20 protein-coding genes and 1 pseudogene are annotated in these 15,332 nt (G+C 56.7%); 10 read left to right on the top strand and 11 right to left on the bottom strand.

Annotation, left to right across the window (positions count from 1 at the left end; all coding sequences use genetic code 11):
- The 6 genes from AC1D1N_RS06500 to AC1D1N_RS06475 form a co-directional block, all read left to right on the top strand.
- On the top strand, nt 1–209 hold a 209-nt coding region (locus AC1D1N_RS06500), incomplete at its 5' end, for a hypothetical protein (protein ID WP_477347321.1).
- An 84-nt stretch (nt 210–293) separates the two neighbouring features.
- Nucleotides 294–515 carry a DUF768 domain-containing protein gene (locus tag AC1D1N_RS06495; protein ID WP_477347319.1) on the top strand — a complete coding sequence of 74 codons (222 nt, stop codon included), beginning with the start codon at nt 294–296 and terminating at the stop codon, nt 513–515.
- 123 nt (nt 516–638) lie between these two features.
- Complete coding sequence (locus AC1D1N_RS06490) at nt 639–1,124, top strand: hypothetical protein (protein ID WP_477347317.1); 486 nt, start codon at nt 639–641, stop codon at nt 1,122–1,124.
- A gap of 400 nt (nt 1,125–1,524) precedes the next feature.
- On the top strand, nt 1,525–1,719 hold the full coding sequence (locus AC1D1N_RS06485; protein WP_162712308.1) for a hypothetical protein: 195 nt from the start codon (nt 1,525–1,527) through the stop codon (nt 1,717–1,719).
- Between the two features lie 268 nt (nt 1,720–1,987).
- On the top strand, nt 1,988–2,173 hold the full coding sequence (locus AC1D1N_RS06480) for a hypothetical protein (RefSeq protein WP_162712310.1): 186 nt from the start codon (nt 1,988–1,990) through the stop codon (nt 2,171–2,173).
- Nucleotides 2,174–2,437: 264 nt separating this feature from the next.
- Nucleotides 2,438–2,668 (top strand): hypothetical protein, encoded by a 231-nt coding sequence (locus AC1D1N_RS06475; RefSeq protein WP_477347315.1) that lies wholly within the window; start codon nt 2,438–2,440, stop codon nt 2,666–2,668.
- Nucleotides 2,669–2,672: 4 nt separating this feature from the next.
- Here the strand turns inward: AC1D1N_RS06475 and AC1D1N_RS06470 are convergent, their stop codons facing one another.
- From AC1D1N_RS06470 to AC1D1N_RS06440, 7 genes are all read right to left on the bottom strand, one after another.
- A complete protein-coding gene (locus AC1D1N_RS06470) occupies nt 2,673–2,897 on the bottom strand; it encodes a hypothetical protein (protein ID WP_477347313.1) in 225 nt (74 codons plus the stop codon).
- A gap of 96 nt (nt 2,898–2,993) precedes the next feature.
- A complete protein-coding gene (locus AC1D1N_RS06465) occupies nt 2,994–3,167 on the bottom strand; it encodes a hypothetical protein (protein ID WP_477347311.1) in 174 nt (57 codons plus the stop codon).
- A gap of 633 nt (nt 3,168–3,800) precedes the next feature.
- Nucleotides 3,801–4,106: a hypothetical protein gene (locus AC1D1N_RS06460; protein WP_477347309.1), complete on the bottom strand. Its 306-nt coding sequence runs from the start codon at nt 4,104–4,106 to the stop codon at nt 3,801–3,803.
- Between the two features lie 475 nt (nt 4,107–4,581).
- Nucleotides 4,582–4,845, bottom strand: coding sequence for a hypothetical protein (locus tag AC1D1N_RS06455; protein ID WP_477347307.1), 264 nt, complete (start codon nt 4,843–4,845; stop codon nt 4,582–4,584).
- A gap of 199 nt (nt 4,846–5,044) precedes the next feature.
- The gene (locus AC1D1N_RS06450; RefSeq protein ID WP_477347306.1) at nt 5,045–5,710 is read right to left on the bottom strand and encodes an SOS response-associated peptidase; all 666 of its coding nucleotides are present in this window, start codon (nt 5,708–5,710) and stop codon (nt 5,045–5,047) included.
- Nucleotides 5,711–5,738: 28 nt separating this feature from the next.
- Nucleotides 5,739–6,026: a hypothetical protein gene (locus AC1D1N_RS06445; protein WP_477347304.1), complete on the bottom strand. Its 288-nt coding sequence runs from the start codon at nt 6,024–6,026 to the stop codon at nt 5,739–5,741.
- 535 nt (nt 6,027–6,561) lie between these two features.
- Nucleotides 6,562–6,765 (bottom strand): CsbD family protein, encoded by a 204-nt coding sequence (locus AC1D1N_RS06440; protein ID WP_112564507.1) that lies wholly within the window; start codon nt 6,763–6,765, stop codon nt 6,562–6,564.
- Nucleotides 6,766–7,805: 1,040 nt separating this feature from the next.
- Between AC1D1N_RS06440 and AC1D1N_RS06435 the strand changes: the two genes are divergently transcribed.
- A complete protein-coding gene (locus AC1D1N_RS06435) occupies nt 7,806–8,090 on the top strand; it encodes an aldehyde dehydrogenase family protein (RefSeq protein ID WP_112564509.1) in 285 nt (94 codons plus the stop codon).
- Nucleotides 8,091–9,520: 1,430 nt separating this feature from the next.
- Here AC1D1N_RS06435 and AC1D1N_RS06430 read toward each other — a convergent pair.
- Nucleotides 9,521–10,297 (bottom strand): AAA family ATPase, encoded by a 777-nt coding sequence (locus tag AC1D1N_RS06430; protein WP_477347302.1) that lies wholly within the window; start codon nt 10,295–10,297, stop codon nt 9,521–9,523.
- Nucleotides 10,298–10,403: 106 nt separating this feature from the next.
- Here AC1D1N_RS06430 and AC1D1N_RS06425 point away from each other — a divergent pair, with 106 nt between their 5' ends.
- A complete protein-coding gene (locus AC1D1N_RS06425; protein ID WP_477347300.1) occupies nt 10,404–10,850 on the top strand; it encodes a hypothetical protein in 447 nt (148 codons plus the stop codon).
- Nucleotides 10,851–11,102: 252 nt separating this feature from the next.
- On the opposite strand, the gene AC1D1N_RS06420 is transcribed toward AC1D1N_RS06425, so the two are convergent.
- Nucleotides 11,103–11,324: a hypothetical protein gene (locus tag AC1D1N_RS06420; protein WP_477347298.1), complete on the bottom strand. Its 222-nt coding sequence runs from the start codon at nt 11,322–11,324 to the stop codon at nt 11,103–11,105.
- 1,384 nt (nt 11,325–12,708) lie between these two features.
- On the opposite strand from AC1D1N_RS06420, the pseudogene AC1D1N_RS06415 reads away from it, so the two are divergent.
- Nucleotides 12,709–13,089 (top strand): annotated as a pseudogene (locus tag AC1D1N_RS06415) (ATP-dependent DNA ligase); the annotation flags it as partial.
- A 74-nt stretch (nt 13,090–13,163) separates the two neighbouring features.
- Here the strand turns inward: AC1D1N_RS06415 and AC1D1N_RS06410 are convergent.
- Together AC1D1N_RS06410 and AC1D1N_RS06405 are read right to left on the bottom strand one after the other, a co-directional pair.
- Nucleotides 13,164–13,940: a hypothetical protein gene (locus AC1D1N_RS06410; protein ID WP_477347296.1), complete on the bottom strand. Its 777-nt coding sequence runs from the start codon at nt 13,938–13,940 to the stop codon at nt 13,164–13,166.
- Entirely contained in the window at nt 13,933–14,442 is a 510-nt protein-coding gene (locus tag AC1D1N_RS06405) for an SOS response-associated peptidase (RefSeq protein WP_477347294.1), read from the bottom strand. Before AC1D1N_RS06405 ends, AC1D1N_RS06410 begins: the two co-directional genes overlap by 8 nt.
- A 513-nt stretch (nt 14,443–14,955) precedes the next feature.
- Between AC1D1N_RS06405 and AC1D1N_RS06400 the strand changes: the two genes are divergently transcribed.
- On the top strand, nt 14,956–15,330 hold the full coding sequence (locus tag AC1D1N_RS06400; RefSeq protein WP_477347292.1) for a DUF2147 domain-containing protein: 375 nt from the start codon (nt 14,956–14,958) through the stop codon (nt 15,328–15,330).
- Nucleotides 15,331–15,332 lie beyond the last annotated feature (2 nt).

Below are 15,332 nucleotides of genomic sequence, written 5' to 3'. Positions count from 1 at the left end.
TTCGTAGGGAGGCTGTGATGGATAACGTGGTTCCAATTCGCAAGGCCTTGCCTTGCATCGAAGTGGTCGAAGCCTGCGGAGAGTGGTTTGTCCGCGTGGTTGAGGAAGACCAGGAACTTACCCGATCATTCGATCTGGAATCGTTCGCGCTCTCATTTGCGGAAGGCCAGCGGATACGCCTGCATCTCGATAAGATCGTTCGGCTCTAGTTTCTCTTCGGTACTGCATGCGTTCTTCCCTAGCGGAATGTCTATCCGCGCGGAACCTAATAAACGTCGTCAGCTTATCTTCTGATGAGCACCCGCGGCACCGACTTTTTGTATAAGTGGATTTCGACCGCCGTCCCCGAGACCGTCGGCGCCGACATCATCTCAGTTGCCGAGCTCACTCAAAAGCTATTCGCCGACGCCAAGGCGATCGGCATCAGCAGTGTTGAAATTGAGGAAGAAACCGGGAGTGTTTACGAGGCTATCCTAGACGCGATCGTGCACCACGATGCCGGCCTAGCTGAGTGAAGCAAATCCATGACCAGCGTCTGGGTCGCATTCTGTTTCGTCGGCATCGTGGTGGCACTGGTGATACTATGGTCGATGAGGTTGTAGCGGCTCGGTTTGAGGTTGTGGGAGAGAACCTATCGCGTGTCTATCCTCTCGGGGGCAGCCAAGATCAGACAATCCAGCAATACAACCCTCAAGAAGCTTCAGGCGAAATTTGTGCAAACGCAACTTTTGGCCAAGCTCGGCCATCTTGAACGTCCCAACAGAACAAGCCGCCTTTTCGGCCAGTTCGCGCTGCAGCAACGCTATCTGCGCTCGGAGTTCGTCGGCTTCGGCGAGCCGCTGATCTCTCACCCAAGCCCGCCCGTGCATGGTCCTTCCCCGCCATATTCACGCATGGCTGCGATTGCCCAACTGCCAATTTGCTGTCGAAGTCCTGAGCGAAGATTCCGCCGCTTCGCGCCCTTGGTCAGCCTCGCCGGTGGCGGAACTAATTTGCGTTCGTTGATGCCGCTCGAAAAGTGCAAGTTTGTCTGGATAGCCCATGTGCACCTGGGTGCCGCATCCCGCACATTTGAACCTGGATATTACCTTGAACCAAGAGCCCTTCTTGACGATCGGGTGTGAGCAATAAGGACAGTCAAGCCTGATGATCAGATCATTTTTGTCATCTGAAATCGGCATTGCGGCCTCCCTTGCCTCTCTCCAACTCAGGCTGAAAAACATTGTTCCGCTTGCTTATGGGAGTAAGACTTCAGTCTGTCTGGGGTGGGGCTTTCTACCCCAGATAGGGTAGACTCTGGCGCCCAAGCACCGCGCCCGCCTTGGCTGTTGCGCGTCCTGCAGGCGCTACCCAGGAGTGTCCTACGCTAGAGCGAACCTTCCGTTAGGTATGGGACTTCAGTCGGAGCGAATTGACTCGAAGCCTCATTATTTCACGCGTATAATCTGCATGTCGCCCGTCTTTCACGGCATCCGGGCGCTTGGAAGCCACCTCAGGTGCTCCGGCCAAAGCGCGGGGGGCATCGTGGGTCAAGCTGAAGAATGCGATACCGTTTCCGCTTTTGATTTCGATGTGATCCGCAGGGCGTTCAAAACCTGGGTTCGCGAAGAGAACGTTCCTGAGCACAGATGGCGCGATGGGGCCGCACAGATGGTGCGGTCAATGACCGGCCAAGATGAGTTTGACCCCGAAATGCTCGAATGGATCGTGCGGAAATAGAGTCCCGCCTACCTCATGGATCGTGCAGTCGACGTTCTGAGTAGGGGACGTGCATAAGCGGAACCTAATAAACGCCGCGAGCTTATCTTCTGATGAGCACCCGCGGCACCGACTTGCCCGCTTAGCTGAGTGAAGCAATCCATGACCAGCGTCTGGGTCGCATTCTGTTTCGTCGGCGTCGTGGTGGCACTGGTGGTGGTATGGTCGATGAGGTTGTAGCGGCTTAGATGAGCCCGGCTTTAACCGCGAAAGAAAGGACCAGCGAATAATGGCCTTTACTGTCATCTGGTATGGAAGACAGGGCATTGTCGACAAGGAAATGTTCGATGCCGAGAAAGCGGCAAAGGATCACGCTATCGCGATGTTTCAAACCCGGAAGGGAGATGATGGAATCGTGGCCGTTGAAATTCGCAAGGAAAGCGGCGCTGTCGTTTTTAGCCATGCGGAGAATTAGAAGAAATTTTGGCCGCCTACTGCGCGATACGGTTAAGCGGGATCGACCCGCCGCTGCCGTGAATGGGGGGGCGAGTTGCGAGCAGTGGAGCATTAGCGGAACCTAATTTGCTCACGCAACTTAATCTGGCATGAACGAACAGCCGAACCGTAAGAAACTTGTGCCCGACCCTCAGCCAACGCGGGAGGTTAGTAAGGGGGCATTGATAGCGGCCGCGGCACTGTTTCTTGCCTCCTCCGTTCTGGTCGCTTTTTGGTTCCTTCAATGAGCAAGCGCGGAATCCACTTCCTAGAAAAATGGATGGCGGACCACCTGCCGAACGCCTTCACCGACGATCCGGCGGCAATTACCGACCTTGCCGATCAGGCTATTAGGGCGGCGGAAAAAGAAGGCATCAGCCTGGAAGAGATCAGCGAAGAAGTCGGCAACGTGTTCGACGTCATCTTCGATGCGATGCAGAATCGTGCCGGCGGCGAGGGTGGGGCTCGTACATGATCGCCTAGACCAAGACAAAATAGACAACCGGTGCAAGGATCAGGCAGATCGCCATTGCGATAACTATGGCAATGGCCCGGCGCTCTGCCCGCCGCGAAAGGTCAGCGAAATCATCCTCATTTGCGATCAGGTCAAAGATCGAGCAGCCACCGGGAACCGAATGATTGTCGTTTGCAATTCGGGATGCCGCGTTATCGACTTCCGGTTTGCGGGACGAGATCTGGTTCACGTTTGCCTCCCTTCGATGATGCCGGCTTCGCCGTCCCGCCCCGACGAAGCGGAGCGGGATGGTAGAAAGCGGAAATCGATTTTCGGACGCGACAATTCAAAGGCCTATGGCGTCCTTTTTGCGTCCAAATGGACGCGCGGCGCTACGGTTTAATGTTCTCTCGCTCATCGTATCCGCAACGAAGGAGGCAGCAATCAAGTCATCGGCATTGAGCCGCAGTGAAGCTGCATCGCATCCCATCAAAGCAGCTACTTTTTGGAAGGCTTTCATATCGTTCTCGGTAACATTGGCGCTTCGCCTTTTTTTGTTTTGAGCTCGGCGATGCGTGCCCGTAGAGTCTGAGACGTTCCAATTTCACCTTTGGACATTGTTGTCTCCTCCTGACGTGGTTCGCTCCCCGCCTGGCCACGATCCAACCAACTTTAGCTACGCGTGCAATCGAAGGTTCCGACGTTCGTTAGCAAAGTCTTAAGTACGGCAGCGACGTGCGAAGTGTTTCGAAAAGAGACGCTAGTGCGGCATGCAGCTTGCTTCCTGCGAACCGCCAGGAGGCAAACCACATGGTACTTTCACGAGATCGGAACGATGACGATATGATCGTCCAATGCCCTAACTGCAAGCGAATGATGATCCGAAAAGGTCGCCTGATCAAAAGCGCCAAGTCTCTGACATGTGAGGGTTGCGGCAATGAGATCCGCCTGACTTATTCGTACAAAATGGCAATCTTTGAAAACCGCAGGCCACCATCATAGTTTTGTCCGGCCGAATTGCCAAAAGCTCGACGGTTTTGGCTGGAACAGGAAAGTGACGGACGCAAGGGGGGAACCTCGGGTGGCAGGCGCCGGCCAAAAGGTACGCGGAGTCAAAACAAGTAGTTGCAGTGAATGAAAATGGCCGGCGCCATCATGGGATGCGGCCAACCGGCTCGTCGCAGCGGTAGAGTGGGCAGTGGCCATCACGGCTCTGGACATAGGCCGACATCGGCACCTGCGGCCAGTCGCACTCGTTGCCGAACTGCCTGACATAGCGGTCATAGGTGTTCGGGCCGGTGGTCAGAACCACGGCGTGGCGGCTCTGGATCATCTGTTGAAGCTCTCCGCAACTCATCTTGCGCGTATCCGGCCGGGCGTTGGCTAAGCCGGTCGCGGCAAACATGATCGCTGCCGTCACCGAAATAATTCGGTGCGTGGAAATTCGGTGGATGGACATGGGCGTCACCCTCGAACTGATATGTCACGCGAAACTCGCATCCCGGCCGGCGGTTCGGCAACAGCCAGCGGGCTACATTTTTGCGGCGCAAGGCGATTGTATATTCGACAGACCCGGCCGATTAAACGTCTCAGAGGGATATTGGCTCTTCTGAGATGCTGGCGGACGGGCGGCCTAGGCTCGCTTTTAGTCACTTCCGTAAGCGGCGAATGAATTCTCATTCATGGGCTTTTCGTGTGGCCACGGCGACATGGTCAATAGCTCCATCGCCACGTTCTGCGGGACATGAAACGCGCGAAGCAGGGAAAACATCGGAGACCTCTCTTGTGAAGTTCGGTCAATCTCACCTCAGCCAACAGCCACCGCCACCCGTTTCCTGCTAACAGCCGGGGCGCTACTCTGCCGTAGGCGGCCTTACCGGCCCTGTACCGTTCCACTGGATGAATACGGCCTTGGCGGTGATGGTCTCGATGGATCATTCCATATCTGGAACATCGCCACTGACAAAGAGGGTGGTAGGCGGACCATAGTCGCCCAGCGCAGGATCGGCGTCGCGGCTCCACGCGATGACGCCTGCGTGTTTGCCAGCCAATGCCTTGGCAGTTCGTGTTGCGCGTTCCTCGCTCTGCTGGTCGATAGGGCCGAAAGCGGTGAAGAGTTCGCCGTCGTCGGCGCGGTCAAAGGCAACGACGACGATTAGCTTTGGCTTGCTCGTGGTGGGCAAAACGTTGTCGGACATCGTTTCTCCAATAGGGATCGCTGACCGTCTCCGCGATGGGTGCAGAACCAATGCGGCGCCTGCTTTGGCTTAGCGAAGCCCCATCCGCTTCCTTGCCGCATCCCCATCCTCGCAGAAATGATGCTGAATTCCCGGCGCGGTGACGTGCTCCTGCCTGGGCAGTGTGATTTCGTCGCTCATAGCAGCTTGATCGGTTCGATCAGCCCTGATCGTTTGGCTGCTTGTTGATGGCAGCCGCATTGACCTCCCGGCCGACCCGGTAGAACTGTAACTGCCCATTGATGTCATGGCTGAGTATATCCTTCAGGTCGCCGGCTGGCGTTTGGGGATCGAGCCAGGCGTCATAGTAGGTGGGATCAAGAATGAGCGGCTGCCGGTCGTGGACCTGGCTGACGGGCGCCGCAGACGGTTCAGTGATGATCGTACAACTCGTGACGTCCAGATTTGAATTGTAGGACCATAGCCCGGCGAATGAGAATGGCGCGTGGCCGGGCTGGAAAAAGTGCCAAGGGTCTCGCTTCTTGTCAGCTGGTGATATCGTCCACTCGTAGTACCCGTCGGCGGGGATGAGACAACGCTTTGACTTGAAGGCGTCGCGGAAGGCTGGTGTGGAGTCGACGCCTTCAATCCTGGCGTTGAACATCGCGGCCTTGGGCATTTCCTTCGCCCAGAACGGCACCAGCCACCAGCGGCCGGTCCGAAGCTTGTGGTTGCCGTCATCGCCGGCGGTGATGAACGGCACCTCATCGGTAGGCGCTATGTTGTAGCGTGGAGCGTCATTGCGGCCGACCTCAGCCGGCGCCGTCAGCCGGTAGAGGCGGTGGATTTCCGACCACGATAAATATCGGGTGTAGCGACCGCACATGGCGTTGCCCTAATTTAACAGCCCCGCGCTAATTCACAGTCCCGCGCGCCAGGTTGGCATAGGCTGTCTTGAATTCGCGCTCGATCTGGCCTTGCACGATCCGGGACAATTCCATTGCCTCTTCCTCATCGGGCATGAGGCTGACGATCAGATCGGTCATAATCCAGCCGGTCGCAAAGATGGCGCCGTCCGGCGTGAGCTTGTTCGAGATTTTGCACGCCTTCTTGGCCGCTTTCTCGATTTCCGAACGGTCGCGCATGATGTTGGAAGTAAGTTCGTCCTGCCGTCCTTCAGCGGGGTAAAGCACCTCAATCATAACTATTTCTCCCGTTCGCTGTGGCACCAGCCAGCGCTGCTTCGATGCCTCGACCCGCCTCCTGTGGCTATCCTGCCAACAGTGAACAAAATAAGAACAAAAGAGTCAACCCCGCCTTGACGAGATGGGAAAATGCTCCCCACTTCCAGGTATGCCGGAGCAACCAGAAAAGTGGCCGAAGGGCGTCCCTTGGACGTTATTGCATGCCCACGACGCCGGGCAGGTAGCACGCATCCGGTGCGGGCATTGCAACATCAAGCGGTTCTACAAACCGAAAGAGTTGTGCGAGGTGATCGGCAACGTTTCGATTGATCAGGTGCGAGCAAAGGTTCGTTGCGAAAAATGCGGCCGCAATGAATCAATGACCGCGGAGCTGTTCCACCCGGTGGGGCAAGAGCAAGTGATGATCCGGTACCGGCGCCTGGTTGAGATTCGATGGGAGCGGCGGGTGATCTGGAGAGATGAGTGAATTAACAGAAAGGGCGCCCATATCGGCCGCCCTTTGAAATTACAGGTCTTGAATAGAGATCCGGATCTACCAACCTTGCATCGAGTACCAGTCATCGACGTCCCTCCGGACCCGGTCCTTCTCAATACCGTACCTCTCTTGAATCTTTCCTTCGAGCTGATCTCGCTTGCCGGCAATGCGGTCCAGATCGTCGTCAGTCAGCTTGCCCCACTGCTCCTTGACCTTGCCCTTGACCTGCTTCCAGTTACCTTCAACGCGGTTCCAATCCATGGCCGTGGCCTCCTTGGTTACACAGCAGTTGAAACGCCGGCAGCCCGGCTAGGTTCCGCTGGGAGAATCGTGGCTTGACGGAACATTAGCCGCCGCTGATGGTTGAGGCCTGCGGCGGGTGGTGCCTCCATCGCTCGCCGAAGATCGGGCCTCCGATCGGACCGCGTCCTTCCCGAAGAGGCGCGGGCTTTCAAGCTCGCCCAAGGAGCCCCGAATGACCGACAACGCGACCGCATCAGGCCTTTACCGTTGTCCAGGAAATCCGCCATTTGCATGTATCATGGAGGGTTCCAGAGGTAGTTATGTCACCCAGGACACTTATCGTGCGGCGAAGCACAAGCCCGACTTTGACGCGTTGCCGTGGGAGGCCGACTATAGGGCGGCTAACCAGAAGGCCTAGCCTGGTGGGTGCAATTCTCGTTCGGTTGAAAGCGCTGCCAGCGGGATGTGACGAGAATGTTCGGATCGGCTACGCGGACAAGCTCGTCTTTTTGAACAGCATTGGCAGAGGCGAAATGAGATCGCCAGAGCCACGCGCTAAGTTCTGGTTCCTCGAAGGGTTGCGATAGGTCGTAAGGACTAGTTGATCCAATGTAAGCTTCAGCTAATCGTCGACGAGAATTGCAACCTCGTTATCCATTGATGAAAGCTTCTCTCCCGCTGGCTCGAACCAGCGGACTTTTTTATGCATGGCCGGAACGTCCCGTCACCAAGATTGTTGTGACTCACCGGCACATGCTCCCTCAGCGTTTGCCGGTGACCAAGATGAATCCATCATGGTCGGCCCGCGCCGCCTTGACCGAACACGCGGGCCATTCAGTTTTAAAGCCCGTTGGCTTCGATCCGAGGGCTTGTCGCCACCTAACGATCGAACACCGCCGGGGCTGATAGTTGCGCGCTAGTCCCTCGAAGCGGAGGCTCGATGCATATCGGAAGCGAGTGCTACAATTTCAGGTTCTGTTGGAAACCTTTTCTCCTAGTCGACATTGCATTAGCACGGCTGCATTTAAGCAGTCTAACGTCGATCAGGAGGAATTTTCATGAACTCGAAAATGCTCGTTCTGGGCGCATCGCTCGCTCTTATGACCGGCTCGGCTTTCGCCGGAAGTTCCACCGGCACTTCTGCGCTGGATGATCCGGCGAAAATGTCGCCCTTCTTCACCGACGCCGGCATGAAGACCATGAAGTCGGAAGCGGACGCCAAAGCCGCGTGGACGGCCATGAGTGCGGACGACCGGGCCGCCATCCTGAAGGAGTGTGCCGACGAAGCCGTCGCGAAGTCGCACGCAGATTTCTGCAAGATGGCAACGCAGATGGGCAAATAGGCCAACTCAAAAGTCAAGCCCGCTGGCTCGCGCCGGCGGGCTTTTTTTTTTGGTCTGGTTGGAACATCGGACGCGCTCTTGCAGTTGGTTTCTTGCGGTGGGCTGAACGGCTTTCTTGTCCACTGCAGATCGCCCTCCGTGGACGATCGAGGCCCGCTGCCGTCTAACCCCTCAAGGTCCGGCAGCGGGTTTTTTGATGAGCGGACAGGACTACCCCAACTGGCCCGCTGCCACTTCCTGGCGCGAGATTTTTGTGTGCTCCAGGAACCGCACGACGACCGCAAAGTTAATGAGACCGCGGACCGAAGCCTCCGCATCGGCACTGTTTGCGTATTGGGAGTTGCAATGCCTATTTCAGATGACATGCGAGACGAGGATTTGGAATTTGAATGCCCAAACTGCGGCTGTCTGATCGTCAAGAAGGGCTCTTGGCTTAAAGTTATTTCCGCTTTCACCTGCAGCCAATGCGAGACAAGGGTGCGGATTGGGTACCCTGCCAAAGTTGCGCTTTTCGAACGAAAGAAGAAGAGTTCTGATCGGCCCGTCTGATAGACGTCAGTGGGGCTGGCGATTTCGCGCTCGGCCTTCCGCGGCGCGCGTTCGGGGCTGGAAGCCTCAACAATGCGCCAGGTCGGGAGCGTATTCGAGGTCATCCTCCAGGCAATCCAGAACCGTGCAGGCGGATGGGCTTAGGATGATAATCACGGCGGCACGGCAGGGCAGCGCTGGATTTGTGGATTGAGGTGGATCTGTGACCAGCGTCTGGGTCGCATACTGTTTCGTCGGCATCGTGGTGGCACTGGTGGTGTTATGGTCGATGAGGTTGTAGCGGCTCGGATGATCCCGGCTTAGCGGTGAAAGAAGGACCCAGCGAGTGATGGGCTTCACTGTCATCTGGTATGGAAGACAGGGCACTGTGGGCACGGAAATGTTCTATGCCGACAAAGCGGCAAGGGAACACGCTATCGCGATGTTTCCAGACCCGGTAGGGCGATGATGGAATCGGCGCAAAGCCTCGCGAAACGTCCACGGGTCAATGCTCGCAGCGTTCGCCATTTCTGCGGCGTTAGTCGGTTCGGTCATGCCAATCCCAATGCTCTGCGGTAAGCACATAGGGCGAATGCTCGCGGCTTCAAATTACCGAGGGGGTATGGCCGGTGCGGCCTGGGGCTCTCCTTGGGGGTGCAGGCCGCACCGGTCACTGCGGGTTATGATTGGATCGTCCCTCCCGCAGTGCCTAGGCTATAGGCACATTAGTAATGACTCAATTACGACTGAAGTCCCTACCCAGCCGTAGGCGGCCGAACCGACCCTGTGCTGTTTCCACTGACGAACTCAGCCTTCTTCCCGGTGATGGTCAGATTCGATTTCAACCGCTGCACGAGGACTACAGGCTGGCACGAGAAGCGCAGAAGCAGGTCGAGTTAGACCTATACCGGCAACGTGTCGAGAAAGACAACATAGAGCCGCCAGGAGGCGCACAGCGCCCATACGGTGCTGACTGGAGCCAAGACTCGCTTGATGACCTTATCGAAATAATGAGGGTCGACGCTGTTGACTTGTAGCAGGGGCCATCCGTCCTCGCGCAAGCACTCTCCGATCTCCCTTGAGATATCGGCCTGCTTCAAGCCCCTGTCCACGCCAAGCTCGAACAGGAGGACCTCGAGGAGCGGTTGCCGACCATGCCGATCCATAAGACGGCGGCGCAACGTTTCCTGTGGGGCGTCGATCTGGATAAGGAGGTCCGGTCGCGGCAGGAACGCCAGGCAGTGACGGACCATGTCAATGCTTCGCGTTCGCGCCAGCAAAACCAGCGCACACAAAGCCTGGATTAGACCTTCTTCAAAAATGAAGTAATCTTCTGATTCCTGCGCTTTACGCCAGGACTCGCACAGTAGGGCAATGTCTACCTTCATGCGCCATGACCATGTGCGGCTTCGTAGAGGGATTGATGCTAGAAGCCGCGCCGCGACACTGTCCTTTGGCAAGGTCGATAACAAGACAGGAGCGGAGGTGGCAATCTTTCTGCCAATACGCCCAAAGGCATGGCGCGTCTCCGGGCCGTCATCCTGGGCCGACCAATATTCAATCCGGCGGTACCCGTTCACTGTCTTCACGTTGATGCCGTGTTCCGCCATCCCCCGGCAGAGGCTGCGAAGAAGTGTGGTCTTGCCTGCACCAGGCGGCCCAAATAACTCGATGATCATGAATGCCCAAAAGTCCCCGAAGCTTTAGAAAACTAACGCCTATTCGGGGCCGAGCAACTACGACTGAAGTCCCTATCAACCGCGCAAAGGTCTGACGCTGGAAACAATGGACGTGGTCATTCAGTTGGAAATTAGCCGATCGTTAGTCCCTTCATCGTCAGTGAAGTGTTCACCCACCTGCAGCATTGGCGTGGCGGTGATCCTTGATGGGTTTCGTGACCTGCCTGCTGGCAGAATGATGATTTTCCCGCCTGCCCAAAGAATGATCTTGGTCGCAAGTTTGAGAGGAGTGCCAACAATGGACGAGCATTTGCAGGGCAGAATTATTGCCCTTGAACTTTTCATGCGGTCGGAACTTGTGGCCATATCGATGAGCCAGAAAGACCCTGTCAGCCACCTTCTAGCGCTGAAGACCGCTTTGCTTGCCGACTTCCATACATTCGGTCCTGTAGACGCATATAGCCAGAGCGTATTGGACGAAGCACAGGAAGCTCTAATCCACACCTTCCAACAGGCCGAAGTGCGATTGAGGCATGCCAGCCCGCAGCAATGAGAGGAAGCCCGCCTCTTGAGGGCGCAATCGACGAGCTTCCCTTCCCAGACGCTCGGTGAGGGGACCAAGCCAATCAAAACTTCGATGAAAGAGACAAGTTCCAAGGCGGACGAAAAAAGCATCGGCCATCCCTTTGGCGTACATCGCAACTTATGGCTGCACTTTGGAACAGCCGGTTGCGGTACGAAAAACCTGGAGGAACGCCGGTCCCTTCTGCAACCTTTTTTGAGTCGCAACTCGATCAAATTGAAATCATATGGACGGACCGATCCACCGAATAAACGACGCCATTTTGCCTGTGATGGTCTCAATCGATTTCAACAGCGGTCCGTGGACCTCACGAAGGGCGCGGTAGTGCTCGCTGTGGTACGCCAGGAGGGGACCGACGATGCTTTTGTGCAGCGCCTCTGCTGCCACGAGGAAGCGGTCAATCTCGTCCTGCGAAAGCTGTTTTGAAGGTTTGGTCCTGGCCATTGGCGATCTTCGTTGAAGGGTTCGCCGCAACGAGGACGATATTCCTATGTGGCCGAGCGGATGGCAAGCGGTCTAATATTTGGTGCTATGCCGGCATGCTAGACAGTGGAAAACGCCGCCGAGAGGCGAACAGTGAGTTGCGGAAAACGCAACTCTGACGGTGACGGCGTTCTGCCATAACCCGGTCTGTCACTATAAGCAGGCGCTGGACCTTGCGACGCTTCGCAACCGCTTCGGCCCAGATGCGCCGGCAATGGAATGGGATATCAGACCCAAGCTTCGATGCAAGAAATGCAAGGGCAGCGATGTCGGACTGATCTACACGCCAGACACCAGCCTGAACGCCTACGGCGAGGCCAAGGACGGGACTGTCAGAGCCCGCATTTCTTGTATTTGCGGGCACCAACCATCACGCGAAAGTGCTCAGAGTCATCGCCAACACCGTCGTATCAAAGCTCTCAAGGTGGGTTGCGTCGATGATACGGAATGATAGTGAAAACGGGCTTCTCTTGTGCCTCTCTCTGCCGGCGGCGCCACGTTCTACGCGTCCCCAAAAAGAAAGACCCGCCGACCAAAGTCAGCGGGCCATCTCCCTCATACCTGCGCTCGGATTCCAAGGATTGGCCCCCGCCAACAAACCCGGCGCCCCAGCCAACAACCCGGCGCCCCAGCGCTGACGAAGGTTATATTAGCTTGCCAAAAACTTCGCTGTAGCGAACTGGCAACAGTGGCCAGAATTCGCTGATTGCGCCCTTTGCAACTGCTCAATCGCTCCCTGCCGGATCTAACCTCTTCGTCGAGTGGAGAAGGGGTTGGGCCGATAGACCTTAAGGAGGACTAATTGCCCCAAATGTAAGCTTCAGCTAAACTATCTTGCGACGAGAGAATTCAAACCCTTACCCTCGTCAACCTTAGGCCCGCTGCCCCTTGGCGGGCTTTTTTGTTTTCCCAACCTCGTTGAATTCCCCTTTTAGAAACCACGTGCCGTAACCGTTAATTCAACCATTTCTGGTATTTAGATGTGTGTGGAAGCGGCTCCGACACACTGGGCTGGGTAGGGCGTAGCCTGCCGGAGCCGCCTGCGCAGTCGGTTTGGTGATTTGACCGCGCCGTCCTATTTTGGGACAGCGCGGTCAATGATCCGTTAAAATTTTCCGGAACTAATCAAGCGCATGCTAATTAACTCGCCGGGTTGTGGGTGTGTTGATGCTGCGTTTGAAATTCGTCGAGCCTTTGTTGCCGACCCTTGTCGAGAAGCCTCCCGAAGGCGACGACTGGATTCACGAAGTCAAGTTCGACGGTTATCGATCGCAGATTGTGAAAGGATGCCGGCGGGGTCCGCGTCTTCACCCGACGTGGCCTCGACTGGACGTCGAAATACCGCGACATAGCGAAGGCTGCCGGCGAACTCGATGAGGTGCAAAGCGCCATCATTGACGGAGAGATCATCGTTCTAAACGATGCCGGGTTGTCCGACTTCGCTGCGCTGCGCAAGGCGATTACCCAGCGGCAGCATGATCTGTATTTCGTCGCCTTCGACCTTCTGCACCTCAACGGCCACGATTTGCGAGACATGCCGCTGGAAGACCGGCGCGAGATACTGGCCGCGATGATACCAGAAGGGCGCCGCATCCAATTCAGCCAGTCCATGCCAGGCGAGGCCGCGGCAATCTTCGCGGGGCCCCAGCTGAAAGATTACCCTGGAACAGCGCAAGGCTGGTTAGCGATATCGAACTTGTCCCGCGCAAGAGTGGCCGGAAATTGATTGCAGGCCTTCTCAGGCGCCGACGCTCTGGGTGATGCAACGTCGACCGCTGAACGATGGAATGGCCAGCCATGCTAGCGCAGCAGTCCTTCGTCTTCGAACGCGTCCCAGCCCTTCAACTCAGGCGAGGGGGAGTCATCTTTCGGTTTCCTGGAAACGTGAACCTTCGTTCCGATGCCTTTGCCCGCCCGCGTAAGCGCTGCTTTCCCGGCACCGCGTCGCCTGTTCTCTGCAACCTCCTGTGCATCCTCGTCCCGCCAAACGCTTGGGAGATCTCGGTCAAGGATGTCCTCGATGTGCTTTGGATCGAAGATATGAAAGGTAACAGCCTTCGATCTCCCGCGCATCTTCACAGTGCGCGTGCCGATGCTTTGCAGTCGACCGTCTTTCAGCCATTTGTGCCGCTCGCGCGCAGAGATCGTGAGGACATCCTCTGCCTCGCGGGGAAGCACCGGCAGCGCTTCGATGCCCTCAAGCGCCATGGAGATCTTGGTCGAGGCAGCCTTGAACTCGTCTGCATCGTCTTCGCCCATGCACAATGCGATGCGACCAGTCTCAGCTTTGACGTGTTTCCGCACCGCAAACGGCAGACGGGCGCGTAATTCGCGTTCGATCCCCTTCATGCGTACCGACGAGCCGAGTGTCACTGCAGGCGATAATGGCCACTCGGCAATGAGTGCAGGTGATGGTGTTGTGCTTCGTTCTGGCGTCTTCGCATTCGCTTGGCGATGCCGGAATTTATGAAGAAGCAACCTGGCACCTGCTTGCGTCAATGCCTTAAGCGTCGGTACCATGCGTTTCCGGATGCTATTGCGCGCTTGCAGTTTCGTCTTTTTCTCCTGTTTAGCCAATGAATACCTCAGGGGCGGGATCGGGCTGAGCCTTATCCGCTTCCTTCTCGTACGGTTTTGACGCCAGTGAACCGGCTGGAAGCGCCTTCAAAAGCTCGGTCTCGGTTTTGTACGGTGTATTCAATCCGCCCAGCCCTCCGGACGCAGCACCACAATCTGCCGATTGTGGATGGGTACAACGTCTGGTCCCGGCTCCGTCGTCAGCATTGTGAATGTGGGTGGCTTGAGGCAGCGCTTTACTGTTGCCGAGATTGCGGCCCTCGGAGCGGAAGTTGAAGATAGGTCCACCTTTAGGGCCGGATGGCGGAAAGGCAAAGGTCATCCGCGTGAGTTCGATCATATCGCCGGCAGCGCGCATGATCGGGGCGGGATCGTTGATTCGAATGTCGTCCGCCATCGACAAATCCAGGTCGGTCTGATGGCTGGGAATGTCGAGCGCAGGCGATTGCATCATCCGGCAATATTCGGCCCGGGCGATATGCTGCTCGTAGTCATTGCACATGGTTTCCCTATTCGTTTGAGAGAATTCATTGCGTAACATAGTGCACCTTCGGCTGCCCGGTACTGCGGTACGAGATGTCTACCGCTCGATGGGGTCGGCCGCCTTACCATTCACACCAGGGTATGAATGCGTGACGCAACCCACCGGCGACACGTCAGCGAAACATCTGGGTTTGGCATCGACTATTTGTGACAAAGGTGCCGTCGAGACTAGCCCTCGGAGTGGCATGCGATTGTTCGGGTGATGAGGTGCACGTTGGGCTTAAGCGAATATCCGCTTTGCACCTCATCCCGGCCGTTGAAGGCAGCTGCGCCGTTGCCAGAAAGCGGACATCATTGGTAACTGAGCTGGACGTCGCCATACCGAAGCGGTCATTGCGGATGTCTACGTGAACGGACCTGCCAATTGTGCCCCGATGCGTTGTGGCGGGGCGTTTGGCCGCTTCCGCAGATCAAGTGATCCGCGCACACCGTCGCGACGTAGAATGCAGTAAGGCGCACGGAGACCTTGCCGATGAAAGGGATAACTGCATTCGCAGTGGCCACGCTTGTTTCAGCAATGGCGCATGCCGACGTTCTATCCGACGCGCGCGGTGTGTGGTTGAGGGACGACGGCAATGCGCGCGTCAAGATTGCTCCTTGCGGAGAGAAACTGTGCGCAACCAATCTCTGGATCAGGGATACCAGTAAAGGCGAAGACGTTGGCGACAAGCTGATCATGACGCTCAAGCCGAATTCCGGCAGCACGTTGAAGGGGACCGCCTATGACCCCAAGCGAAAGCTCACATTTTCGATGACCCTACGGGTTGCCGGCAAAGGGTTGACGACGCGAGGCTGTGTCATCGGCGGAGTGATCTGCAAAAATACCAGTTGGACGCCGGCAAAGTGAAT

The sequence above is a fragment of the Mesorhizobium sp. P2_B5 genome (assembly GCF_056404775.1).
This window is presented reverse-complemented; position numbering and strand designations above follow the sequence as displayed.